Here is a 22,291-nt window from a genome sequence, read left to right on the forward strand (position 1 = left end):
CTATGACCGAACAAGAAACCATTTATCAGGAAGTCTGCGGCCTTCTGACCAAACTCTTTGAAATCGACCCGCAGGACATTACGCCCGAAGCCCGTCTTTACGAAGACCTGGAGCTGGACAGCATTGACGCGGTGGACATGATTGTCCATCTCCAGAAGAAAACCGGTAAGAAAATCAAGCCGGAAACCTTCAAATCGGTTCGTACCGTTCAGGATGTGGTAGACGCCGTCGAACAGCTGCTGCGCGAAGAGTAAGACACCGTGCGTGGTGGACGGACGTTCCCGGTCATCCCACTCCTGACGGGGCTGATGCTGCTGTCGTGGCCTTTCCTGATTGGATTTGGGCTGACGCATAACAGCCTGCCGTGGCTGCTGCCGGTGATGGCGCTGCTGTTGCTGCTGCGGCTGCGCCAGGCGCGGCATAACACCGGCCCGATGCGGTATGTGGTGCAGTGCGTGGCGCTGGCGGGGATCGCGCTCTGCGCGGCAAGCTACCTGCTGAAAACCCACCAGTGGCTGCTGTTTTACCCTGTGGTCGTTAATCTTGTGATGCTCGCCGTCTTCGGCGGTTCGCTCTGGACAGCGATGCCGCTGGTCGAACGCCTGGCGCGCCTGCGAGAGCCAAATTTGCCGCCGGAGGGCGTGCGCTATACCCGCAGGGTGACCCTCGTCTGGTGCGGATTTTTCATCGGCAACGGGGCGATGGCGCTGTATACCGTCCTGCACGGCGACATGCATCTGTGGACGCTGTGGAACGGTATGGTGGCTTACATCCTGATGGGAACGCTGATGGCGGCAGAGTGGCTGGTGCGCCAGCGGGTGATAAAAAAAGAGATGCAGAATGACTAACCCCCTTCCGCTGGGCCAGTGGTTAAACGCGCCCCGCCCTGACGACACGCCCGTCGCCTGGCTCGACGATCGTACCTGGACGCTGGGCCAGCTGCGCCACGACGTGACGTTACTGGTCGACACCCTGCGTCAGCAGGAAGGCGAGCGCTGGGCGCTGTGCTTTGAAAACAGCTACCTGTTTATCGTTGCGCTGCTGGCCTCGCTGCATGCCGGTAAAACGCCGGTCATTCCCGGCCATAGCCGCGTTTCGCTGCTTGAGGAGCAGCAGCCGCTGTTTAGTGGCGTCCTGAGCGATCGGTCCCTCGATATTGACGGGCAGCTGATTGTGGTAGCCTCCCGCCACCAGACGATCGCCCGCTGGGTACCCCTGCCGGAGATTAACGAAAACCGCTTCGTCGAGCTGTTCACCTCCGGCTCCACGGGAATGCCGCGCCGGGTGGTTAAGCACATCGTCAGCCTGGATCGCGAAGCCCGCCTGCTGGCTGACCGCTTCGGCGAACGCCTGGCTGGCTGTAGCGTTGTGGCCTCCGTCGTCCCGCAACATCTCTATGGCCTGACATTTCGCATCGTACTGCCGATGGCGATGGGCCTGCCGCTGCATGCCGCGATGCTCTACTACGCAGAGCAGCTGGCCGCCCTTCCTCATGACCGGCATTACCTGTTCATCAGCAGCCCTGCGTTCCTGAAGCGCCTGGATACCGAACTGGCCGTGCCGCCCGTCAGGATGCTGATTTCCGCGGGCGGAATGCTGCCCTGGCGTGACGTCTCCACCACGGTTGGCTGGCTTAACATCTGGCCGGACGAAATTTATGGCAGCACCGAAACCGGGATCCTCGCCTGGCGCCATCGCGTGGAAGATAACCTGCCGTGGCGACCCTTCCCCGGCGTAAACTTCCATCAGGAAGATGACGCCTGCCGCGTCACTTCGCTGCTTATCCATGAGGCTGAAGGACTCCAGCTGGACGATATCCTCCACTTCGACAGTGCGGGGCTGTTTAGCATCGCCGGTCGTCGCGGGCGGGTGGTCAAAATTGAAGAAAAGCGCATCTCGCTTAACGAGATTGAGCGTCGCCTGCTGGAGCTCGACGGCGTTTGCGAGGCGGCTGCGCTGCCGGTTACGCGCGGGGGCCGTCAGGGGATTGGCGTCCTGCTGGTGCTGGATGAGGCGGTTCGTCAGCGCTGGCATCTGCAGGATAAAAAAGCGCAGGAGTTCGCCTGGCGACGCGCCCTGCTGCCGTGGCTTGAGCCGGTCGCAGTTCCACGCTACTGGCGCATTGTCGATGAGATGCCGGTAAACAGTATGAACAAGCGTGTCTATGCGCAGTTAGAGGAGTTATTTCATGAAAATTCATGAAATCGAGCGCCATCAGGCACAGCCGGAGAAGCTGGAGATCGTGTTGCATCTCGACGCCTCTCTGTTCTGGTTTCAGGGCCATTTTGCCGTACAGCCGCTGCTGCCCGGCGTTGCGCAGCTTGACTGGGTGATGCACTACGCAACGACCTTACTGGCACCGGGCTACCGCTTTCACAGCATTCAAAACGTGAAGTTCCAGGCGCCTCTGCTGCCGGAAACCACGGTGACGCTGGTGCTTGAGTGGCATGCCGGGCGCAAACTGCTGACCTTCAGCTACCTGCGTCATGACGGGGCTGAACGCCATACCGCCAGCAGCGGGAAAATTCGTCTATGTCAGTAACCTTCCGCCCCTGCGTGCTGATCCCGTGCTACAACCACGGCGCCACGATGGCCAGCGTACTGTCGCGCCTCTCGCCGTTTGGCCTGCCGTGCCTGGTAGTGGATGACGGCAGCGAAGCCGCCACCCGCCAGGAGCTTGAGCGGCTGGCGGCGGAGCAGCCGCAGATGACGCTGGTCCGTCTGGCGCAAAACGCCGGTAAAGGTGCCGCGGTCATCAGGGGGCTGGAGGAGTGCGCGCGTGCGGGCTATACCCACGCCCTGCAGGTGGACGCGGACGGCCAGCACGCCATCGAAGATATTCCCAAAATGCTGGCGCTGGCGGAGCGCCACCCGGACGCGCTGATTTCCGGCCAGCCCGTTTACGATGATTCCATCCCGCGCTCGCGGCTCTACGGGCGCTGGGTCACCCACGTCTGGGTATGGATTGAGACCTTATCCCTGCAGCTTAAAGACAGCATGTGCGGCTTTCGGGTCTACCCGGTCTCGCCCACGCTGCGGCTCGCCGCGCGTGAAACGCTCGGTAAACGGATGGACTTTGACACCGAAGTGATGGTCCGTCTCTACTGGCAGGGCAACACCAGCGTCTTTCTGCCCACCCGCGTGACCTATCCGCAGGACGGGTTGTCCCACTTCGACGCGTTGAAAGATAACGTGCGGATCTCCCTGATGCATACCCGGCTGTTCTTCGGCATGCTGCCCCGCATTCCCGGCCTGCTCTTCCGTCGACGCGGCCAGCACTGGGCGCAGCAGGACGAGGTTAAAGGCCTGTGGGGCATGCGCCTGATGCTGCGCGTCTGGCAGCTGCTGGGGCGGCGGGCGTTTACCGTGCTGCTGTGGCCGGTTATCGGCGTCTACTGGCTGATCGCGCGTCCGGCGCGGCAGGCTTCGCGGCAGTGGATTGCACGCGTGAAGCAGGTGCTGATGCAGCGGAACATGCCTGTTCCAGAACAGCTCAACAGCTTTTTCCATTTCATGCGCTTCGGCAACGCGATGCTGGACAAAGTCGCCAGCTGGCGCGGCGAGCTGAAGTTTAAGCGCGACGTGGTCTTTGCTCCCGGCGCGAGCGAAACGCTTAATATCGCGGCGCCGCAGGGCAAGCTGCTGCTGGCCTCGCATCTTGGCGACGTAGAAGCCTGCCGGGCGCTGGCCCAGCTGGACGGCAGCAAAACCATCAACGCCCTGGTCTTCAGCGAGAACGCCCGGCGTTTTAAGCAAATTATGAGCGAAATGGCGCCCCAGGCCGGCGTGAATTTGATGTCGGTCACCGACATCGGCCCGGACACCGCCATTGCCATCAAAGAGAAGCTTGAGCGCGGAGAATGGGTCGCGATCGTGGGCGACCGCATCGCCGTCAACCCGCAGCGTGGCGGCGAGTGGCGGGTGATCTGGAGCCCGTTCATGGGCCAGCCCGCACCGTTCCCTCAGGGGCCGTTTATCCTGGCCTCCATCCTGCGCTGTCCGGTGGTGTTGATTTTCGCCCTGCGCCAGCAGGGGAAGCTCGTCCTGCACAGCGAGCCGTTTGCCGACCCGCTGATCCTGCCGCGCGGGGAACGCCAGCAGGCGCTGCAGGCTACCGTCGATCGCTACGCGCAGCGGCTGGAGCATTACGCCCTGATGTCGCCGCTCGACTGGTTTAATTTTTTCGATTTCTGGCATCTGCCAGAGTCCAGAGAGAAGGAGTAAAGGGTGCTGACCGATCCCCGCTTTACGACTGAAGTTGAGATCACCGTTCCGTTCCACGACGTCGATATGATGGGCGTGGTCTGGCACGGCAACTATTTCCGCTACTTTGAGATCGCCCGCGAGGCGCTGCTCAATCAGTTTGACTATGGCTATCGCCAGATGAAAGCCTCCGGCTACGTCTGGCCCGTTGTCGACACGCGGGTGAAATACCGCGATGCGGTGACCTTTGAGCAGCGCATTCGCGTTCGCGCGCAGATTGAAGAGTATGAAAACCGCCTGCGCATTGCCTATCAAATTTTCGATGCGCAAACCGGCAAACGCACCACCACCGGCTACACCATCCAGGTAGCGGTAGAAGAAGCCACCCGCGAAATGTGCTTTGTCAGTCCGGCAGTACTGTTTGAACGTATGGGAGTCACGCCATGAAATGGTTGCCTTTGCTGACGCTGCTCGTCAGCCCGCTGGTCAGCGCCGTGACGCTGGATGAACTGCAGCAGCGTTTCACCGAGCAGCCCGTGGTGCGCGCGCACTTCGAACAGGTCCGCACGATAAAAGATATGCCGCAGCCGCTGCGCTCGCAGGGCGAGATGCTGATCGCCCGCGACAGCGGCCTGTTGTGGGATCAAAAAGCGCCGTTTCCGATGACGCTGCTGCTGGACGACAAGCGGATGGTACAGGCGATCAACGGCCAGCCGCCGCAGACCATCACCGCCGACAATAATCCGCAGATGTTCCAGTTCAACCACCTGCTGCGGGCCCTGTTCCAGGCCGACCGCAAGGTGCTGGAAGAGAACTTCCGCATCGATTTTAAAGACCTGGGCGCGGGCCGCTGGTCGCTGGTGCTTACCCCAAAAACGACGCCGCTGGACAAGATTTTCGCCACCCTCGATCTGGGCGGCGCGACCTATCTTGAGACGATCCGCCTGAACGACAGGCAGGGCGACCGTACCGATATCGCCCTTTCAAACCACCAATTGACGCCCGCCAGCCTGACCGATGACGAACGCCAACGCTTTGCCGCACCGTAAATCCCTGCGCCCGGCGCTGCTGTGGGCCACGGTATGTCTGGTTATGCTGGGCGTGCTGCTGTCGCTGCTGCCCGGCGCGCGGCTGAACAGCAGCGTGCTGGCCATGCTGCCGAAGCAGACGCTGGGGGCGATCCCTCCGGCGCTCAACGACGGGTTTATGCAGCGTCTCGACCGCCAGCTGGTCTGGCTGGTCAGCCCCGGCAAAGAACCCGATCCGCGCGTGGCGCAGCAGTGGCTTGAACTGCTGCACGGCAGCGACGCGCTCCGCGAGGTCAAAGGCCCGATGGACGCCGCCGGGCAAAAGGCCTGGGGAGAATTCTTCTGGCAGCACCGCAACGGGCTGATTGATCCGGCCACCCGCGCCCGCCTGCAAAACGGCGGAGAAGCGCAGGCGCAGTGGATTTTATCCCAGCTCTACTCCGCCTTCTCCGGCGTCAGCGGTAAAGAGCTGCAAAACGATCCGCTGATGCTGATGCGCGGCTCGCAGCTCGCCCTGGCGCAAAACGGCCAGAAGCTGCGGCTGATGGACGGCTGGCTGGTCACGCAAGATGAAGCGGGAAACTACTGGTATCTGCTGCACGGCGAACTGGCGGGTTCGTCATTTGATATGCAGCAGACCCACCGGCTCGTGACGACGCTTAACGCGCTGCAACAGACGCTGAAAGCGCGTTACCCGCAGGCGCAGCTGCTTTCGCGCGGGACGGTGTTCTACAGCGATTATGCCAGCCAGCAGGCTAAACGCGACGTCTCAACGCTGGGCATCGCCACCCTGCTTGGGGTGTTCCTGCTGATCGTGGCGGTGTTCCGCTCTCTGCGCCCGCTGCTGCTGAGCGTGCTCTCCATTGCCATCGGCGCGCTGGCGGGCACGGTGGTGACGCTGCTGCTCTTTGGCGAACTGCACCTGATGACGCTGGTGATGAGCATGAGCATCATCGGTATTTCGGCAGACTATACGCTTTACTACCTGACCGAACGGATGGTGCACGGCGCGGAGCTCTCTCCCTGGCAAAGCCTGGCCAAAGTGCGCAATGCGCTGCTGCTGGCGCTGCTGACGACCGTCGCCGCCTACCTGATTATGATGCTGGCCCCCTTCCCCGGGATCCGCCAGATGGCGGTATTTGCCGCGACGGGGCTGAGCGCCTCCTGCCTGACGGTGATTTTCTGGCATCCGTGGCTGTGCCGGGGTTTGCCGGTGCGCCCGGTTCCCTTTATGGTCCTGATGTTGCGCTGGCTGGCCGCCTGGCGACGCAGTAAAAAACTGTCCGTTGGTCTGCCCGTCGCGCTGGCGCTGCTCTCCGCCGTGGGAATGAGCACCCTGAAGGTGGACGACGACATCGCCCAGCTGCAGGCGCTGCCGAAAGATATTCTGGCGCAGGAGAAAACCATTACCGCCCTGACCGGCCAAAGCGTCGATCAGAAATGGTTTGTGGTGCATGGCGCTTCGCCCCAGCAAACGCTGGAGCGGCTGGAAGCCTTTACTCCCGCGCTGGCCGAGGCGCAAAAGGCGGGGGATCTCACCCGCTGGCGCACCCTGCCGCTGAACTCGCAGGCCCGCCAGAAAAGCGACCTTGCGCTGCTGCGGAACGCCGCGCCTGCGGTGACGAACGTGCTGAAAAGCGCAGGGCTTAACGCCGTTTCCCCCAATCTGGACGCCATGCCGGTCAGCGTGGACGCGTGGCTTGAAAGTCCGGCCAGCGAGGGCTGGCGTCTGCTCTGGCTGACCCTGCCGGGCGGGGAAAGCGGCGTGCTCGTGCCGGTGGACGGCGCAAAAAACAGCGCGGCGCTCGGTGAGCTGGCCGCGCGCCATGACGGCGTCGTCTGGGTGGACCGCAAGGCCAGCTTTGACAGCCTGTTTGCCCTCTACCGCACGCTGCTGACGGGGCTACTGTTTGCGGCGCTGGCGGTGATAGCCTGCGGGGCGATGCTGCGCCTCGGCTGGCGCAAAGGGTTGATAAGCCTGGTGCCGTCCGTGCTGTCGCTGAGCTGCGGGCTGGCGGTCCTGGCCGCAACGGGCCACCCGGTAAATCTGTTTTCACTGCTGGCGCTGGTACTGGTGCTCGGCATTGGCATTAACTACACGCTGTTCTTCAGCAACCCGCGCGGTACGCCGCTGACTTCGATGCTGGCGATTACCCTGGCCATGATGACCACCCTGCTGACGCTGGGCATGCTCGTCTTCAGCGCCACCCAGGCTATCAGCAGCTTTGGTATTGTGCTGGTGAGCGGTATTTTCACCGCCTTCCTGCTGGCACCGCTGGCGATGCCGGATAAGAAAGAGAGAAAACGTAAATGAACGCTGTTTATCGCGCCGTCGCGCTGGCCGCGGTGTTGCTGCTGGCAGGCTGCAGCCATTCGACCGATACCAAAGAGACGCGGCCTCAGGCCTGGCTTCAGCCTGGCACCAAAGTCACTCTGCCGCCGCCCGGCATCAGCCCGGCGGTAAGCTCCCAGCAGCTGCTGACCGGCAGCTTTAACGGGCAAACGCAGTCCCTGCTGGTGATGCTCAACGCGGATGCGCATAAGGTCACGCTGGCCGGCCTCTCTTCCGTGGGCATTCGCCTGTTCCTGGCAACGTACGACGAGAGCGGTATTCATACCGAGCAGTCGATCGTCGTGCCGCAGCTGCCGCCCGCCAGCCAGGTGCTGGCCGACGTGATGCTCAGCCACTGGCCGATTAGCGCCTGGCAGCCGCAGTTGCCGAAGGGCTGGACGTTAACGGACAATGGCGATCGGCGCGAGCTGCGCAACGCCAGCGGCAAGCTGGTGACGGAGATTGTCTATCTCCAGCGCAAAGGCAAGCGCGAGCCGATCAGCATCGAGCAACACGTATTCAAATACCACATCACCATTCAATATCTGGGTGACTGAGATGATTTATATATCCGCTGTTGGCATGGTCAACGCGCTGGGCAACTCGCCTGATGAAATTGCCGCCAACCTGGCTGCGGGCGTGGCGCCGGGCATGCACGCCCGGACCGGCTGGCTGCAGGGAATGCCCGAAGCGGTACTGGGCGGGGTGGAAGGCGAACTGCCGCTCATCCCGGACACCTTCTCTGCACACCGCACCCGCAACAACCAGCTGCTGCTGGCCGCGCTGGCGCAGATTCAGCCCGCCGTCGACGAGGCCATCGCCCGCGTTGGTCGCGACCGCGTGGCCGTGGTGCTGGGAACCAGCACCTCCGGGCTGGATGAAGGCGATGAGCACGTGCGTCTCATTACCGACGGCGAGACCAGCACGCGCTGGCAGTATCCGCAGCAGGAGCTGGGCGATCCGTCCCGCTTTCTCGCCAACTGGCTGCAGCTTGAAGGCCCGGCCTATACGATCTCCACCGCCTGCTCCTCCAGCGCGCGGGCGATGATCGGCGGCAAACGCCTGATCGAAGCCGGGCTGGTGGATATCGCCATTGTCGGCGGAGCAGACACCCTGAGCCGGATGCCCGTGAACGGCTTTAACAGTCTTGAATCCTTCTCCCCCACGCTCTGCGAGCCGTTTGGCCGGGACCGCCGGGGGATCACCATCGGTGAAGCGGCGGCGCTGATGGTATTAAGCCGGGAACCCGCGGACGTGGCGCTGCTCGGCACGGGCGAATCCAGCGATGCGTACCATATTTCCGCCCCGCATCCGCAGGGCGACGGGGCGATAAGGGCTATCACTCAGGCGCTCAGCGAAGCGGGCATGCAGCCGGACGACATCGGCTACATCAACCTGCACGGCACGGCCACGCCGCTCAACGATCAGATTGAATCACAGGTGGTTCACGATCTCTTCGGAGAAAGCGTGCCGTGCAGTTCAACCAAACACCTTACCGGCCACACGCTGGGCGCTGCCGGAATTACCGAAGCGGCTTTGAGCTGGCTTATCCTGACGCGCGATCTGCCCTTGCCGCCGCAGGATTTTTCCCGCTACGCTCCGGACGAGACGCTGGCGCCGTGCGGCCTGCTGCACCAGAGCACCGCCCTGAAAAAGCCGGTGATTTTGTCTAACTCGTTCGCGTTTGGCGGCAATAACGCCAGCATTCTGCTGGGGAGAACGTCATGAGCTATCTATCACCCGAAACCTATTTGCCGCACGATGCGCCCATGATGCTGCTGGGGTCCGTTGAAAATGTGACGGATGACATGGCGGTCTGCCGCGTGGCGGTTGACAGGCAAAGCGTGCTGGCGCCGTTTCTCAATGCCGATGGCGACTTGCCGGGCTGGTACGCGCTCGAGCTAATGGCGCAGACCGTTGGCGTCTGGTCGGGCTGGCATCGTCAGCAGCAGGGGCAGGAACATATCGCGCTGGGCATGGTGCTCGGCGCGCGCGAGCTGGTCTGCGCCAGCGGGCGTTTCGCCAAAGGCTTAACGCTGGACATTACCGTTAAGCTGCTGATGCAGGACGAACGCTTCGGCAGTTTTGAATGCACGATTTGCGCAGGTGAAGAGACGCTGGCCACGGGCCGGGTCAATACCTTCCAGCCGAGTGCAGAAGAATTAACATCGCTTTTTAATCAGGGATCCCACGCATGAGTCGTTCCGTACTGGTCACAGGGGCCAGCAAAGGCATTGGTCGCGCCATCGCCCGCCAGCTTGCCGCTGACGGGTTCACCGTCGGCGTGCATTACCATCGTGATGCCGCAGGCGCGCAGGAGACGCTGGACGCCATCACGCAGGCGGGCGGCAGCGGCCGTTTACTCTCGTTTGACGTAGGCAACCGCGAGCAGTGCCGTGAAGTGCTTGAACAGGAAATTGATGCCCATGGCGCATGGTATGGCGTGGTCAGCAACGCCGGAATTACCCGCGATGGCGCTTTTCCGGCACTGAGTGAAGACGACTGGGACAGCGTGATCCACACCAATCTCGACAGTTTTTATAACGTCATACACCCCTGCATTATGCCCATGATCGGCACCCGTCAAGGCGGGCGCATTATTACCTTATCCTCCGTCTCCGGCGTGATGGGCAACCGCGGCCAGGTGAACTACAGCGCGGCCAAAGCGGGCATTATCGGTGCCACCAAAGCGCTGGCGATCGAACTGGCAAAACGCAAAATCACCGTGAACTGCATTGCGCCAGGGCTGATTGATACCGGCATGATTGAGATGGAGGAGGCCGCGCTGAAGGAAGCGATGTCCATCATCCCAATGAAACGTATGGGCCAGGCTGAGGAGGTCGCCGGGCTGGCAAGCTATCTGATGTCGGATATCGCGGGCTACGTCACCCGCCAGGTCATTTCGATTAACGGAGGAATGCTATGACGCGTCGCGTGGTGATTACGGGCATGGGCGGCGTCACCGCCTTTGGCGAGAACTGGCAGTCCGTTTCCAGCCGGCTGCTGGCGTATGAAAACGCCGTGCGTAAAATGCCGGAATGGCAGGTTTATGATGGCCTGCACACCCTGCTGGGCGCGCCGATCGACGATTTCGCGCTGCCGGAACACTATACCCGCAAACGTATTCGCGCCATGGGCCGCGTGTCGCTGATGTCTACCCGCGCCACAGAGCTGGCGCTGGAGCAGGCGGGGCTGATTGGCGAAGCGGTGCTTACCAACGGGCAAACCGGCATCGCCTACGGTTCTTCGACAGGCAGCACCGGCCCGGTCAGCGAATTCGCGACCATGCTTACCGAAAAGCACACCAATAACATCACCGGGACAACCTACGTCCAGATGATGCCGCACACCACCGCGGTGAATACCGGCCTGTTCTTTGGACTACGTGGCCGCGTGATCCCAACGTCGAGCGCCTGTACCTCCGGCAGCCAGGCGATTGGCTACGCCTGGGAGGCAATTCGCCACGGGTATCAGACCGTGATGGTCGCGGGGGGCGCGGAAGAGCTTTGTCCGTCTGAAGCGGCGGTGTTTGACACGCTGTTTGCCACCAGCCAGCGCAACGACGAACCCAAAACCACCCCCTCGCCGTTCGATACGCAGCGCGATGGTCTGGTGATTGGGGAAGGCGCAGGCACCCTGATTCTGGAGGAGCTGGAGCACGCCAGAGCGCGCGGGGCCACCATCTACGGTGAGATCGTGGGCTTTGCCACCAACTGTGACGCGGCCCATATCACCCAGCCGCAGCGTGACACCATGCAGATTTGCATGGAGCAGTCGCTGGCGATGGCGGGGTTAAGCGCCCGGGATGTGGGGTATATCTCCGCGCACGGTACCGCCACCGACCGCGGCGATATCGCCGAAAGCCAGGCCACGGCCGCCATCTACGGTGACAGCGTGCCGGTTTCCTCGCTGAAGAGCTATTTTGGCCACACGCTGGGGGCCTGCGGCGCGCTGGAAGCGTGGATGAGCCTGCAGATGATGCGCGAAGGCTGGTTTGCCCCGACGCTCAATTTAACGCAGCCGGATGAGCAATGCGGGGCTTTAGATTATATTATGGGAGAAGCCCGTCAGATTGACTGCGAGTATCTGCAGAGCAATAACTTCGCGTTTGGCGGCATCAATACCTCGATTATCATTAAACGCTGGGCGTAACTATGTACCGGTTTGTACTGGGAAAAATTTCCACCCTTTGCGCGGACCCGCTGGCGTCAACGCTTGCAGATAAGGCACCTCAGGGTGCACGACAGGCCTCCTGGCTGGCTGGCCGGACGCTGCTCGCCAGAACATTATCCCCTCACCCGCTCCCCGACATAATTTACGGCGAGCAGGGGAAGCCGGCATTTGCGATGGGGGATCCGCTGTGGTTCAACCTGAGCCATAGCGGTGATGATATCGCCCTGCTGATGAGCGATGAAGGCGAAGTGGGCTGCGATATCGAAGTGATTCGCCCCCGCAAGAACTGGCAGGCGCTGGCCAACGCCGTTTTCAGCCTGACAGAGCATGACGAGCTGGAGCGTGAAGCGCCCGAGGAACAGCTTTCTGCCTTCTGGCGTATCTGGACGCGCAAAGAAGCGATTGTGAAACAGCGCGGCGGCAGCGCCTGGCAGATTGTCAGCATCGACAGCACGGCGCAGTCGCACTCGGTCAGCCAGCTGCAGCTCGGTTCTCTGAGCCTTGCCGTCTGTACCTCGACCCCTTACACCCTGACCGCCGAGTCGATTATTCACGTCGGGGCAGGAAAATCACCAGTACACCCAGCATAATCAACGCGACGCCCAGCAGCCCATGCCAGGAGAAGTGCTCCCCCCAGCCGGGCAGCAGGATTGCCGTGCCCCACACCAGGATATAGCTGAGGCTCAGCAAGGCATACGCTTTGCTGAGCGCCATGCGATGCAGCGCCAGATACCAGCAGCCCATGGAGGCAACGTATCCCGTTAACCCCAGCAGCAGCGCGCCCGTGCCGGACGAAACGTGCCACAGCGAGGAGATAAACGTCAGAAAATCGCTGACCGGCGGCAGAGCCTGCATGGCATCGCGCAGCAACAGCTGTGCGGCGCTGACTAACAGCACGCTGCATAACGCCCAGAACGCGCCTTTCACAGGCTTCCTCCCAGCACGATAATCCCCATGATAATGAACCCGACCCCCAGCCAGTGGTGCACAGCAACGTGCTCGCGCCAGAAGACCTTCGCCGCCAGCGTCACCCAGACAAAATTGAGGCTCAGCATAGGGTAAGCTACGCCGACTGGCAGGCGCTGCAGCACCACCAGCCAGACCAGCATTCCGCAGCCCAGCGCCAGCATCGCCAGGCCAAGCCACCGCATGATGTGCGCGCCACGCCGTCCGCCTTTCGCCGGACGGGTAGCCTGTTTCTGGCACAGCTGTCCCGCGCAGCTCAGCAGGCTTGCCAGTATGAGCCAGGTCCAGGTCATCACTTCGGCAGATACTCCAGCAGGGCCAGACGCCCCTGGATATAGAGATTGTCCGGCTGCGGTAAATTCGCCTCTGCAATATCGTCACGTTTAGACAGCAGCATCACCAGCGACACGCCTCCCTGCTTACGATGCGTTGCCAGCCACTGCGCGAAGTCGTCTTCACTGACAAAGCGATCTTTCGCATCGGGATAATCCAGCCCGTAGCGCAGCTCGCCGCTCTGAGCAAACAGCGTGATGTCACTGCGCTTCAGCTCCCACGCCAGGCCCGCGGCCACGCCAACGTTATTGGTCAGCACAAAGCGGCTGCCCTGAAGCGGCTCGCGCACGGTATCAACCAGCGACTGCGGCTGCTTGGAATCCACCACCAGGTTCGGAATGGCAAAACCAATCAGCAGCGCCAGACCCGCAGGACACAGCGCCGCCAGCCACCAGCGCCGCTGGCTCTGCCGCAGCGTAAACCAGCCTACCGCGCCCCAGATAAGGAACGCCACCACCGCGCAGAAGACTTTATACAGTTCGACCGACGTCCAGACCGGATGCTTAGCCAGCCCCCACGGCGAGACCACCAGCGCCGCCACCACGCCGATAGCGCCAAACGCCAGGTTAATGCCGCCGTTAATGCGTAACGCTCTGGCCCCTTTTTCCGCCGCGAGGCAGGCATAGCGCGCCATCAGGATAGCCAGCGGGGCAAAACAGGGCAGGATATAGGTCGGCAGCTTGCCTTTAGCGATGCTGAAAAACAGCAGCGGCATCACCACCCAACCCAGCAGGTAGAACCCTCCGCCCGCGTTTTGTCTGTCATTCCAGCCAAGACGCAGCGCGCCTGGCAGCAGCGCCAGCCACGGCAGGCTGCCCGCGAGCAGGAACGGCAGGTAATACCAGAACGGAGCTTTATGCTGCGCGTCGCTCTGGGCAAAACGCTGAATATGCTCAACCCAGAAGAAGTAGCGCCAGAAATCAGGCTCGCGGTGCGCAATGGCCAGCCCCCACGGCAGAACAATCAGCACGCAGCTCAGGACCGCGAGCCAGCCAAAAATCAGCACCTCTTTCCAGCGCTTTTGGGCAATCACCCACGGCAGCACGCCGATCACCGGTACCGCCAGCGCCAGGAAGCCTTTGGTCATCACCCCCATGCCGCAGGCCAGCCCAAGCAGCACATAGCCGCCCGCTTTTCCGGCCACGGTGCGCGCCTGTGAGGCGAGCCAGAAGCAGCACATCGCCGCCACCAGCCACAGGGTGACGATGGGGTCCAGCACCGCATAGGTGCCGATGCCATACACCAGGAACAGAGTCAGGAAGATCAGGCCGGAGAAAATGGCCGTACGCTTATCCCGCCAGAGTCGCCAGGCCATCCAGATGACCAGCAGCGCCGCTAAACCGGTAGAGAAGATGGACCCGGCGCGCACGGCGAGGTTCGTGTGCCCGAACAGCATCTGCCCGATGCTGTTGATCCAGTAGCCGGCAATCGGCTTTTCAAAGTAGCGCAGCCCGAGGAAATGCGGGACAACCCAGTCACCCGATGCCAGCATCTCGCGGCTGATTTCCGCATAGCGCGTTTCATCAGGCTGCCAAAGCAGGCGGATATCGACCGGAATGAGGTAGTAAACGATAAACAGTGCGAAAAGCGCTACGCCATAACGGGCTGTTTTCATGGGACCGGACTCACGGTTTGTTGATAGCCAAGCCAGCCTTCCCGGCCAGCCAGTTCATTACGGACGACTTTACCCACGGGCAGGCTGCTGAGGTCGTCCGGCAGCAGCTCGCTCATCGGACAGAACGCAATGCCTTCCCGGGCGGCCATGGTCAGCAGTTCGTCGAAATCATGCTGATACGCAATCCCTTCCACTTCGGCATGGATGGTATAGACCGGCGTTCCGGCGTCACGATGGATGCGGTCCAGAATGTAGCGATTAAATGCTTCCGCCTTCACCTCGCGCCCCACCACTTCATCCCACGTAGGAAGCGTGACCGGAATTTGCACCGTACCGTAGCGATTTTCGCCCAACAGCGGCAAAAACGGCCCGGTTCCACGACAGTCGCTATTGTAGCGAAACGCGAAATGCTCTTTGGCTTTGACCACCCGCTGGTCGGCACGCCATCCCGCCACGGCGGAACAGCGCACGGGCTGACCGATGATGGCCTCAAGCTCCAGCATTCCACGCTCGACCTCACGGGACAGGCGCGGGATATCCCAGACGCCCGCCCACGCCTGCCAGGCGTGATGATCCCAGGCATGCAGGCCGACCTCGTGTTGCTGCGCCGCCGCGCGGATAACCGCTTCATTACCCGCGCCGATGCGTCTGCCGGGCCAGGCGGTGCCGGCCAGCAAAATATCCCAGCCGTAGAGGGATGCCGCGCGCGAGCGCAGCATTTTGAACAGAAATGCCGGTTTAACCAGACGCCATAAATGGCGTCCCATGTTGTCAGGCCCCACGCTGAAGAAAATGCTGGCACGCACGCCGTGCCTGCTCAGCAGTTCCAGCAGTCTGGGCACGCCGTCACGCGTTCCCCTGAAGGTGTCGACATCAATGCGTAAACCGACTTTTTTCATGAGGCCTGTTCCGACAGCTCCACGGTGCGCAGGAAGAAGTCGAGCGTTTCATCAATGGTCTGCTCCATCTTCACCGTCGGCGTCCAGTTCAGGCAGCGCTTCGCGTTGCGGATGCTTGGCTTACGGTGCTCGACGTCCTGGTAGCCCTTTCCGTAGTAGCTGCTGCTTTCCACTTCGCGGAAACCGGCAAACGGTGGGAAGCGATCGCGCAGCGGGTGGCGCTCAAAGCTGGCCAGCAGCATCTCGGCCAGCTCGCGAATGCTCGCTTCGTTGTCCGGGTTACCGATGTTGATGATCTCACCGTTGCAGCGGTTATCTTTGTTCTCAATGATGCGGAACAGGGCTTCGATACCGTCGCTGATGTCCGTAAAGCAGCGTTTCTGACTTCCACCTTCAATCAGCTTGATAGGCGAGCCTTCGACCAGGTTCAGGATCAGTTGGGTGATCGCACGGGAGCTGCCGATTCGCGCCGCGTTCAGGTTATCCAGACGCGGGCCCATCCAGTTAAACGGACGGAACAGGGTAAAGCGCAGACCCTCTTTCTCGCCGTAGGCCCAAATCACGCGGTCCAGCAGCTGCTTGGAGACAGAGTAGATCCAGCGCTGCTTGTTGATTGGCCCGACCACCAGGCTGGAGGCATCCTCATCGAAGTTTTTGTCGGTACACATGCCGTACACTTCAGAGGTGGACGGGAAGATGATGCGCTTGTCGTATTTCACGCAGTCGCGGATGATCTTCAGGTTCTCTTCGAAATCCAGCTCGAACACGCGCAGCGGGTTACGGGTGTACTCGATTGGCGTGGCGATGGCGACCAGCGGCAGCACCACGTCGCATTTTTTAATGTGATATTCGATCCACTCGGAGTGAATGCTGATATCCCCTTCCACAAAGTGGAAGCGCGGGTTGTTGAGGAAACGGCTGATGGCGTCAGAGCCGATATCCAGACCGTAAATCTCGTAGTTATCGTCTTTGAGCAGACGTTCGGTCAGGTGGTTCCCGATAAAGCCGTTCACGCCGAGGATCAGCACGCGCGTGCGGCGCTTGATGGCAACCACCGGCGCGCTGGTGATCAGCGCCCCAGCCACCAGCCCCAGAGACTGCGCCAGCTGCGTGCCCTGAACGTACAGGCCGTTGTCGGTCTGCCCGGTGACGATCTCCAGCGCCTGCTCGCCGCAGCTCACAATCAGCGGAGAGACGGAGACGACGGTGCCCGGCTTAGCGGCCGGGATATCGTCACGCACGCGGGATTTCCAGACGATAAATTTGCTTACGCCCGCAAAGCTGTATGCGCCCGGCCACGGGTCGGTCACGGCGCGCACCAGGTTGTGCAGCTGGCGGGCGGGTTTATTCCAGTCCAGGCGACCATCTTCCGGCGCGCGGCGGCCAAAGCAGCTGGCCTTGCTTTCGTCCTGCTCGGTCTCCCTGAAGGTGCCGTTGAGGATGGCTGGCAGCGCGTCACGCAGCAGACTTTGCGCCGCGGTGCAGAGTTTATGATGCAGCTCAAGCGCGGTTTCATCCGCGTCGATTGCCACGCGCTGCTGGGCGACGATGGCCCCGGCATCTGCGCGGCGCACCATGCGGTGCAGCGTCACGCCCGTTTCCGTTTCGCCGTTGACCAGCACCCAGTTCAGCGGCGCGCGGCCACGGTAGGCGGGCAGCAGAGAGCCGTGAAGGTTAAACGCCCCTTTTGCGGCCAGGCCTAAGATCTCGTCGCAGATCAGGTTGCGATAGTAGAACGAGAAGATGACATCAGGTGCGAGCGCGCGGATGCGATCCACCCACAGCGGGTGGTTGACGTCGTCCGGAGCATACACCGGAATACCGCGCTCGGCGGCGATACGCGCCACGGAGCCGAAGAAGTGATTCTCCCCCGCCGCGTCCGGATGGGTAAAGATTGCAGCAATGTCATAGCCCGCTTCCAGCAGGGCCAGCGTGCCCGCGCACCCCATATCGTGATAGGCAAATACAACGGCTTTCATGGGTGGTTTTCCTCTTGAGATGCTTTGTGTTCCTGACGGACAACACGTTGAATAAAGTAGCGCGGACGTGCGCGAACATCGTTATAGATACGGCCTATGTATTCACCGAGCAGGCCCATTCCGACGAACTGGGCGCCGATGAACATAAACAGCACGGCAAAAAGCATGAAGACCCCTTCCGCCGCCCACTGCGGGCCAAAGACCAGCCTCAGCACCACCAGCAGGACGGACAGCGTAAAGCCGGCCAGGGCGATGATGCTGCCGAACACGCTCAGCAGGCGCAGCGGCGTGGTGGTCAGGCAGGTGACGAGGTCGTACATCAGATTGATGAGACGCATAAAGCTGTACTTCGATTCCCCGTGCTCGCGCTCGGCGTGCAGGACCGGAATTTCCGTTGCCTTGCGGGCAAAGGTGTTGGCGAGGATCGGAATAAAGGTGCTGCGCTCATGGCAGTGCAGCATGGCGTCGACTATATGGCGGCGGTAGGCGCGCAGCATGCAGCCGTAATCGCCCATTGCTTTACCGGTGGTGCGCTGAATAAGGCGGTTTATGGTGCGCGAGGCCAGCTTGCGGAACAGGCTGTCCTGACGGTTCTGACGTACTGTGCCGACCACGTCATAGCCTTCATCGGCTTTCGCCACCAGGCGCGGGATCTCCTCCGGCGGGTTTTGCAGATCCGCGTCCAGGGTGATAATCAGATCGCCCGTAACGTGGCTGAACCCGGCCATAATGGCGGAGTGCTGGCCATAGTTACGGTTGAGCAGCACGGCGACAATATGGCTGCCTTCGGCCTGGGCGGCTTCGGTCAGCATCAGCGCGGAATCATCACTGCTGCCGTCGTCCACCAGCAGAATTTCATAGGCTTTGCCCAGCGTATCGCAGGCTGCCGTGGTGCGGCGGATCAGCTCGGGCAGGCTCTCCTGCTCGTTATAAACCGGGATAACCACGGAAACTTTTTGTACAGGCGGTGCACTGAACATATCAATGTCCTGCAAGCTGATGGAGTGCGGTAATGACGCGGGTTGTGTCGTCATGAGTCATGTCCGGGAAAAGAGGGAGAGAACAAATACGCGCGCTGTTCCATTCCGAATTCGGAAGCGATACATCAGGAAAACGCTCGCGGTAGTATTTTTGAGTGTGTGCCGCGCGGAAATGAAGGCCGGTGCCGATGCCTTGCTCCTTCAGCGCCGCCATCAGGTTGTCGCGTGAGATCCCGCAGCGCGCTTCATCAACGCGAATAATAAACAGGTGCCAGGCGTGAACGTGTGGCCATGACGGAATGCTCAGCGGCTGGAACGGCGTATCGGCAAGCTCGCGCAGGTAGCGTTGCGCGATTGCCTCGCGGCGTAGGTTGGCCTCTTTCAGCTTACCCAGCTGTACCAGCGCCAGCGCGGCGTTGATATCTGCGAGGTTGTACTTAAAGCCCGGGGAGATCACTTCGGCCTGCGGCGCGCGGCCGTGCGTCTGGCGGTCATAGGCATCCACGCCCAGGCCGTGGAATTTCAGGCTGCGGATCCGCGCGGCAAGCCGGGCGTTATCCGTGACGACTAAACCACCTTCCGCGCAGGTCATGTTTTTGATGGCGTGGAAGGAAAAAATCGCCGTGCCTTTCCAGCCCACGTGACGGTTCTTATAGTACGTTCCGGCGGCATGGGCCGCGTCTTCAATCACCGGAATACCGTGACGCTCACCGACGGCATGAATGGCGTCGATATCACACGGCGCGCCGGCGTAATGCACGGGAATAATCGCTTTGGTACGCGGGGTAATGGCGGCTTCAACCGCTTCCGGCGTCACCATCAATGTCTCGTTGTCCACATCGATCATGACCGGCGTGGCGCCCAGCAGCACGATCATATTCAGCGTGGAGACCCAGGTTTGGGAGGGGGTAATGACCTCATCGCCCGGACCAATATCCAGCGCCATCAGCGTGACGTGCATGCCCGCCGTCGCCGAGCAGACGGCAATCGCGTGCTGGTTCCCCGTCAGCTGACAAAATGCCGCTTCAAGTTCCTGATTTTTAGGCCCTGTGGTGATCCAGCCGGAGGTTAAAACCTCCTGCAACGCCGCTAATTCCTCACTACCCATCGACGGGCGGGAAAAAGGCAAAAAATCACTCATCATTAATTTCCTTGCAATAAGAATGGCACGCGCTTGATATTAACCAATTACTTTTTCGTTTATTTCAACGAACCATAAACTCATATCAAGGTATCGTTCATTTCTTAGGGAAAAATTAAGATGCGTAATTTAGTTGTAACTAAATCAATATTAATTCATTTGTAAACAATAGCTTATGTAATTATGAATTATTTATTTCGTGATCAGACTCAATTTTTACAAAATGTTATTTTAAACCGAACATCAACAAACAAAAAAAACCCGGTTATTTCTGTAAAAGCAGAAATAACCGGGAACTTTTCTTTTTAGTTAATTGTCGCGCTTATTTTAAGTTATCGGGAAAGTTTTTCGGTAACTCGCTGGCTGCACAGGCAATCACGCTTTCGTTGTTCGCACCGCAGTCGCGTACAAAGGTGATGGTGGCAAATTCGTCAATCACTTCTGTTGGATATGCCGGCCCCGCATCGCGATAGCTGTTCATCAGCGGAATATGGTCGTTCTGGAAGCAGACGGTTTTTTCCGGGTTGTTCATGACCCAACGCGGGAAGAAGATGGTGCCGTGGAACAGTTTGTCGCCCAGGTTCACAATCAGGCTAACGTCTGTACCGGTTGGCTCGGTCCAGGAGATTTTATAGATGCTCTCCCCTACCCGCACGATGTAAGCCTGCTGATCTTTAACCCAACGGTTCGCCACCAGACCGCTGTGAATACGGTAGTCGAGAGTAGTCTCGTTTTTGACGTAAATTTCGTAATTCCAGCCGTTGTCATAGGTATAAACCAGATGTTTGCCAACGAAGCCGCTTAAGTCGTGTTTGTCGAATGTGTTCATAAGATGTCTCCTTCGTTTTGATGAGACGATCTTAAGCCTTCAAAAAATGAATGAATAACGCTATGTTTTAATCAAATTCATCCAAATTTTAGATAAATCATGCACAAGACGACGCTGGAACAGTGGGCCTTACTGGAAAAAGTGGTGGATGCGGGCAGCTTTGCCAAAGCTGCGGAAGAAACCCACCGCAGTCAGTCCTCGGTGAGCTATAACCTGTCGCTGCTGCAGGAGCGGCTGGGCGTGGCGTTGCTGGCGCCGGAGGGGCGCAGGGCGGTGTTGACCCCGGCCGGTGAACTGCTTCTCGGCCAGGTGAAACCGCTGCTGAAAGCGTTTTCGTATGTCGAGACGCGCGCGGCGACCCTTCGTAACGGGATGCGCACGCGGCTGGACCTGGTGGTGGACTCGATTTTCCCACGCCGCCGCCTGTTCGCCATTCTGCGTCAGTTCCAGCAGCAGTATCCGCAAACTCAGGTCCGCCTCACGGAGGTGCTGGAAAATACCCGCGCCGATGCCATGAACAACGAGGCCGATTTGATGGTTTTAAGCCGCCGCCAGGACATTACCGGGCTCGGCGAATGGCTGATGAACATTGACTTTGTCGCCGTGGCGCATCACCGGCATCCCCTCTTTAGCCTCGACGCGCCGCTGAATGATGAGATGCTACGCCCGTGGCCGCTAATCCAGATTGCGGACAGCCAGAACGCCGCGCGGGCTGCCGGCGAGTCGTGGACGTTCTCGACCATCGACGCTGCCATAGAGGCGGTCGTCTCGCAGGTCGGCTACGGCTGGCTGCCAGAGGAACGTATTCAGCCCCAGCTGGAGCAAGGCGTACTGAAACTCCTCCCGCTGAGCCACGGCGTTCGTCGGGCCACACCGCTGCATCTGATCGTGAAGCGCACCCTCGCCCCGCTGGATGAGCAGGTTGAAACCCTGCTGCGCCTTTTTAGCCAGGAGCCGTCATCATCACCTGCTACGCTTTAAGGTCCGAACGTTAAAACGATAAGGAGCTGATGATGAAAATCGACTTTGCGGGGAAAGTGGCCCTGGTCACCGCCTCAACCGGCGGGATCGGGTTTGCCATTGCCAGAGGCCTGGCAGAAAGCGGCGCGGAAGTGATCGTTAATGGCCGCAGCACCGACTCGGTGAACAAAGGTATTCAGCAGCTGCAGCAGGTTGTGCCTGGCGTGCAGGTGCGTGCAGCCATTGCCGATCTCAGCACCGCGGAAGGGGTTGAATCGCTGCTGAAGGTCGCGAGCGACGTCGATATTCTGGTGAACAACGCCGGGATTTACGGCCCGCAGGATTTCTATGGCACCGACGATGAAACCTGGGAGCGCTACTGGCAGACCAACGTGATGTCCGGCGTGCGCCTCTCCCGCGCCCTGCTGCCGGGCATGGTGAAAAAAGGCTGGGGCCGCGTGGTGTTTATCTCCTCCGAGTCAGCCTGCAATATCCCGGCAGACATGATCCACTACGGGGTGACCAAAACGGCACAGCTTTCGCTGGCGCGCGGGCTGGCGAAGTTCGTGGCGGGAAGCGGCGTGACGGTGAACAGCGTGCTGCCGGGCCCGACGATGTCGGACGGTTTCGCTGAAATGATGAAAGATCAGATCGAGAAAACCGGTAAATCGCTGGAGCAGCTGGCGAAAGAATTTGTCATGACCAACCGCCCCAGCTCGGTTATCCAGCGCGCCGCCACCGTTGAAGAGGTGGCTAATATGGTGATTTATGTCTGTTCGACGCAGGCCTCCGCCACCTCGGGCGCGGCATTGCGCGTCGATGGTGGCGTGGTGGATGACATTATTTAATGTCG

At 60.5% G+C, this 22,291-nt stretch carries 24 protein-coding genes; 16 read left to right on the plus strand and 8 right to left on the minus strand.

From position 1 onward, the window contains the following. Nucleotides 1–2: 2 nt before the first annotated feature. Genes INF73_RS06610 through acpT form a run of 14 tightly spaced genes read left to right on the plus strand, consistent with a single transcriptional unit; the run spans nucleotide 3 to nucleotide 12,326 of the window. Nucleotides 3–254, plus strand: coding sequence for an acyl carrier protein (locus INF73_RS06610; RefSeq protein ID WP_024908875.1), 252 nt, complete (start codon nucleotides 3–5; stop codon nucleotides 252–254). Nucleotides 255–260: 6 nt separating this feature from the next. Beyond that, a complete protein-coding gene (locus tag INF73_RS06615; protein ID WP_047367210.1) occupies nucleotides 261–848 on the plus strand; it encodes a hypothetical protein in 588 nt (195 codons plus the stop codon). After that, nucleotides 841–2,202 carry an acyl-CoA synthetase gene (locus INF73_RS06620; RefSeq protein ID WP_193540257.1) on the plus strand — a complete coding sequence of 454 codons (1,362 nt, stop codon included), beginning with the start codon at nucleotides 841–843 and terminating at the stop codon, nucleotides 2,200–2,202. Before INF73_RS06615 ends, INF73_RS06620 begins: the two co-directional genes overlap by 8 nt. Next, nucleotides 2,189–2,542 carry a hydroxymyristoyl-ACP dehydratase gene (locus tag INF73_RS06625; protein ID WP_028014704.1) on the plus strand — a complete coding sequence of 118 codons (354 nt, stop codon included), beginning with the start codon at nucleotides 2,189–2,191 and terminating at the stop codon, nucleotides 2,540–2,542. The genes INF73_RS06620 and INF73_RS06625 overlap by 14 nt, the downstream gene beginning before the upstream one ends. Next, the gene (locus INF73_RS06630) at nucleotides 2,533–4,224 is read left to right on the plus strand and encodes a glycosyltransferase (RefSeq protein WP_048960815.1); all 1,692 of its coding nucleotides are present in this window, start codon (nucleotides 2,533–2,535) and stop codon (nucleotides 4,222–4,224) included. The genes INF73_RS06625 and INF73_RS06630 overlap by 10 nt, the downstream gene beginning before the upstream one ends. Nucleotides 4,225–4,227: 3 nt before the next feature. Next, a complete protein-coding gene (locus INF73_RS06635; protein ID WP_028014706.1) occupies nucleotides 4,228–4,650 on the plus strand; it encodes a thioesterase family protein in 423 nt (140 codons plus the stop codon). After that, nucleotides 4,647–5,252 carry an outer membrane lipoprotein carrier protein LolA gene (locus tag INF73_RS06640; protein ID WP_028014707.1) on the plus strand — a complete coding sequence of 202 codons (606 nt, stop codon included), beginning with the start codon at nucleotides 4,647–4,649 and terminating at the stop codon, nucleotides 5,250–5,252. The genes INF73_RS06635 and INF73_RS06640 overlap by 4 nt, the downstream gene beginning before the upstream one ends. After that, nucleotides 5,221–7,545 carry an MMPL family transporter gene (locus tag INF73_RS06645; RefSeq protein WP_193540255.1) on the plus strand — a complete coding sequence of 775 codons (2,325 nt, stop codon included), beginning with the start codon at nucleotides 5,221–5,223 and terminating at the stop codon, nucleotides 7,543–7,545. Before INF73_RS06640 ends, INF73_RS06645 begins: the two co-directional genes overlap by 32 nt. Continuing rightward, nucleotides 7,542–8,120, plus strand: a complete 579-nt coding sequence (locus INF73_RS06650) for a DUF3261 domain-containing protein (protein WP_049138150.1) — start codon at nucleotides 7,542–7,544, stop codon at nucleotides 8,118–8,120. Before INF73_RS06645 ends, INF73_RS06650 begins: the two co-directional genes overlap by 4 nt. Nucleotide 8,121: 1 nt before the next feature. Then, entirely contained in the window at nucleotides 8,122–9,291 is a 1,170-nt protein-coding gene (locus INF73_RS06655) for a beta-ketoacyl-[acyl-carrier-protein] synthase family protein (RefSeq protein WP_193540253.1), read from the plus strand. Further along, nucleotides 9,288–9,761 (plus strand): 3-hydroxy-fatty acyl-ACP dehydratase, encoded by a 474-nt coding sequence (locus tag INF73_RS06660; protein WP_150145220.1) that lies wholly within the window; start codon nucleotides 9,288–9,290, stop codon nucleotides 9,759–9,761. Before INF73_RS06655 ends, INF73_RS06660 begins: the two co-directional genes overlap by 4 nt. Beyond that, nucleotides 9,758–10,489 carry a 3-ketoacyl-ACP reductase FabG2 gene (locus tag INF73_RS06665; protein WP_028014712.1) on the plus strand — a complete coding sequence of 244 codons (732 nt, stop codon included), beginning with the start codon at nucleotides 9,758–9,760 and terminating at the stop codon, nucleotides 10,487–10,489. The genes INF73_RS06660 and INF73_RS06665 overlap by 4 nt, the downstream gene beginning before the upstream one ends. After that, entirely contained in the window at nucleotides 10,486–11,715 is a 1,230-nt protein-coding gene (locus INF73_RS06670; protein ID WP_193540251.1) for a beta-ketoacyl-ACP synthase, read from the plus strand. The genes INF73_RS06665 and INF73_RS06670 overlap by 4 nt, the downstream gene beginning before the upstream one ends. 2 nt (nucleotides 11,716–11,717) lie before the next feature. After that, nucleotides 11,718–12,326: a 4'-phosphopantetheinyl transferase AcpT gene (gene acpT, locus INF73_RS06675; protein WP_193540248.1), complete on the plus strand. Its 609-nt coding sequence runs from the start codon at nucleotides 11,718–11,720 to the stop codon at nucleotides 12,324–12,326. On the opposite strand, the gene arnF is transcribed toward acpT, so the two are convergent. The 8 genes from arnF to INF73_RS06715 all read right to left on the minus strand — a co-directional run bounded on the left by arnF (nucleotide 12,283) and on the right by INF73_RS06715 (nucleotide 20,478). Beyond that, nucleotides 12,283–12,663, minus strand: coding sequence for a 4-amino-4-deoxy-L-arabinose-phosphoundecaprenol flippase subunit ArnF (gene arnF / locus INF73_RS06680; protein ID WP_193540246.1), 381 nt, complete (start codon nucleotides 12,661–12,663; stop codon nucleotides 12,283–12,285). The two genes, acpT and arnF, sit on opposite strands and share 44 nt — an antisense overlap. Then, the gene (arnE, locus tag INF73_RS06685; RefSeq protein WP_041911880.1) at nucleotides 12,660–12,995 is read right to left on the minus strand and encodes a 4-amino-4-deoxy-L-arabinose-phosphoundecaprenol flippase subunit ArnE; all 336 of its coding nucleotides are present in this window, start codon (nucleotides 12,993–12,995) and stop codon (nucleotides 12,660–12,662) included. The genes arnF and arnE overlap by 4 nt, the downstream gene beginning before the upstream one ends. Beyond that, nucleotides 12,995–14,650 carry a lipid IV(A) 4-amino-4-deoxy-L-arabinosyltransferase gene (gene arnT / locus INF73_RS06690; protein WP_193540244.1) on the minus strand — a complete coding sequence of 552 codons (1,656 nt, stop codon included), beginning with the start codon at nucleotides 14,648–14,650 and terminating at the stop codon, nucleotides 12,995–12,997. The genes arnE and arnT overlap by 1 nt, the downstream gene beginning before the upstream one ends. Further along, entirely contained in the window at nucleotides 14,647–15,549 is a 903-nt protein-coding gene (arnD, locus tag INF73_RS06695; protein WP_193540242.1) for a 4-deoxy-4-formamido-L-arabinose-phosphoundecaprenol deformylase, read from the minus strand. Before arnD ends, arnT begins: the two co-directional genes overlap by 4 nt. Further along, nucleotides 15,546–17,528, minus strand: coding sequence for a bifunctional UDP-4-amino-4-deoxy-L-arabinose formyltransferase/UDP-glucuronic acid oxidase ArnA (gene arnA / locus INF73_RS06700; RefSeq protein ID WP_193540240.1), 1,983 nt, complete (start codon nucleotides 17,526–17,528; stop codon nucleotides 15,546–15,548). Before arnA ends, arnD begins: the two co-directional genes overlap by 4 nt. Continuing rightward, nucleotides 17,525–18,508 carry an undecaprenyl-phosphate 4-deoxy-4-formamido-L-arabinose transferase gene (arnC, locus tag INF73_RS06705; protein ID WP_041911876.1) on the minus strand — a complete coding sequence of 328 codons (984 nt, stop codon included), beginning with the start codon at nucleotides 18,506–18,508 and terminating at the stop codon, nucleotides 17,525–17,527. Before arnC ends, arnA begins: the two co-directional genes overlap by 4 nt. A gap of 1 nt (nucleotide 18,509) precedes the next feature. Continuing rightward, nucleotides 18,510–19,649, minus strand: coding sequence for a UDP-4-amino-4-deoxy-L-arabinose aminotransferase (gene arnB / locus INF73_RS06710; RefSeq protein ID WP_059355356.1), 1,140 nt, complete (start codon nucleotides 19,647–19,649; stop codon nucleotides 18,510–18,512). 322 nt (nucleotides 19,650–19,971) lie between these two features. Continuing rightward, the gene (locus INF73_RS06715) at nucleotides 19,972–20,478 is read right to left on the minus strand and encodes a phenolic acid decarboxylase (RefSeq protein WP_028014722.1); all 507 of its coding nucleotides are present in this window, start codon (nucleotides 20,476–20,478) and stop codon (nucleotides 19,972–19,974) included. A 99-nt stretch (nucleotides 20,479–20,577) separates the two neighbouring features. Between INF73_RS06715 and INF73_RS06720 the strand changes: the two genes are divergently transcribed. Both INF73_RS06720 and INF73_RS06725 read left to right on the plus strand, forming a co-directional pair. Then, nucleotides 20,578–21,459 (plus strand): LysR family transcriptional regulator, encoded by an 882-nt coding sequence (locus INF73_RS06720; protein WP_193540238.1) that lies wholly within the window; start codon nucleotides 20,578–20,580, stop codon nucleotides 21,457–21,459. A gap of 32 nt (nucleotides 21,460–21,491) precedes the next feature. Next, the gene (locus tag INF73_RS06725) at nucleotides 21,492–22,286 is read left to right on the plus strand and encodes an SDR family NAD(P)-dependent oxidoreductase (RefSeq protein ID WP_193540293.1); all 795 of its coding nucleotides are present in this window, start codon (nucleotides 21,492–21,494) and stop codon (nucleotides 22,284–22,286) included. Nucleotides 22,287–22,291 lie beyond the last annotated feature (5 nt).

It is taken from the genome of Enterobacter cloacae complex sp. P6RS, from assembly GCF_014982245.1.
Taxonomy (GTDB): Bacteria; Pseudomonadota; Gammaproteobacteria; order Enterobacterales; family Enterobacteriaceae; genus Enterobacter; species Enterobacter bugandensis.

Excerpts from the sequence above, each read along its gene's own strand:
- INF73_RS06610 (WP_024908875.1), top strand. The coding sequence starts at position 3 with ATGACCGAACAAGAAACCATTTATCAGGAAGTCTGCGGCCTTCTGACC.
- INF73_RS06620 (WP_193540257.1), top strand. The coding sequence starts at position 841 with ATGACTAACCCCCTTCCGCTGGGCCAGTGGTTAAACGCGCCCCGCCCT.
- INF73_RS06625 (WP_028014704.1), top strand. The coding sequence starts at position 2,189 with ATGAAAATTCATGAAATCGAGCGCCATCAGGCACAGCCGGAGAAGCTG.
- INF73_RS06630 (WP_048960815.1), top strand. The coding sequence starts at position 2,533 with ATGTCAGTAACCTTCCGCCCCTGCGTGCTGATCCCGTGCTACAACCAC.
- INF73_RS06640 (WP_028014707.1), top strand. The coding sequence starts at position 4,647 with ATGAAATGGTTGCCTTTGCTGACGCTGCTCGTCAGCCCGCTGGTCAGC.
- INF73_RS06645 (WP_193540255.1), top strand. The coding sequence starts at position 5,221 with ATGACGAACGCCAACGCTTTGCCGCACCGTAAATCCCTGCGCCCGGCG.
- INF73_RS06650 (WP_049138150.1), top strand. The coding sequence starts at position 7,542 with ATGAACGCTGTTTATCGCGCCGTCGCGCTGGCCGCGGTGTTGCTGCTG.
- INF73_RS06655 (WP_193540253.1), top strand. The coding sequence starts at position 8,122 with ATGATTTATATATCCGCTGTTGGCATGGTCAACGCGCTGGGCAACTCG.
- INF73_RS06660 (WP_150145220.1), top strand. The coding sequence starts at position 9,288 with ATGAGCTATCTATCACCCGAAACCTATTTGCCGCACGATGCGCCCATG.
- INF73_RS06665 (WP_028014712.1), top strand. The coding sequence starts at position 9,758 with ATGAGTCGTTCCGTACTGGTCACAGGGGCCAGCAAAGGCATTGGTCGC.
- INF73_RS06670 (WP_193540251.1), top strand. The coding sequence starts at position 10,486 with ATGACGCGTCGCGTGGTGATTACGGGCATGGGCGGCGTCACCGCCTTT.
- acpT (WP_193540248.1), top strand. The coding sequence starts at position 11,718 with ATGTACCGGTTTGTACTGGGAAAAATTTCCACCCTTTGCGCGGACCCG.
- arnE (WP_041911880.1), bottom strand. The coding sequence starts at position 12,995 with ATGACCTGGACCTGGCTCATACTGGCAAGCCTGCTGAGCTGCGCGGGA.
- arnT (WP_193540244.1), bottom strand. The coding sequence starts at position 14,650 with ATGAAAACAGCCCGTTATGGCGTAGCGCTTTTCGCACTGTTTATCGTT.
- arnD (WP_193540242.1), bottom strand. The coding sequence starts at position 15,549 with ATGAAAAAAGTCGGTTTACGCATTGATGTCGACACCTTCAGGGGAACG.
- arnA (WP_193540240.1), bottom strand. The coding sequence starts at position 17,528 with ATGAAAGCCGTTGTATTTGCCTATCACGATATGGGGTGCGCGGGCACG.
- arnC (WP_041911876.1), bottom strand. The coding sequence starts at position 18,508 with ATGTTCAGTGCACCGCCTGTACAAAAAGTTTCCGTGGTTATCCCGGTT.
- arnB (WP_059355356.1), bottom strand. The coding sequence starts at position 19,649 with ATGAGTGATTTTTTGCCTTTTTCCCGCCCGTCGATGGGTAGTGAGGAA.
- INF73_RS06715 (WP_028014722.1), bottom strand. The coding sequence starts at position 20,478 with ATGAACACATTCGACAAACACGACTTAAGCGGCTTCGTTGGCAAACAT.
- INF73_RS06720 (WP_193540238.1), top strand. The coding sequence starts at position 20,578 with ATGCACAAGACGACGCTGGAACAGTGGGCCTTACTGGAAAAAGTGGTG.
- INF73_RS06725 (WP_193540293.1), top strand. The coding sequence starts at position 21,492 with ATGAAAATCGACTTTGCGGGGAAAGTGGCCCTGGTCACCGCCTCAACC.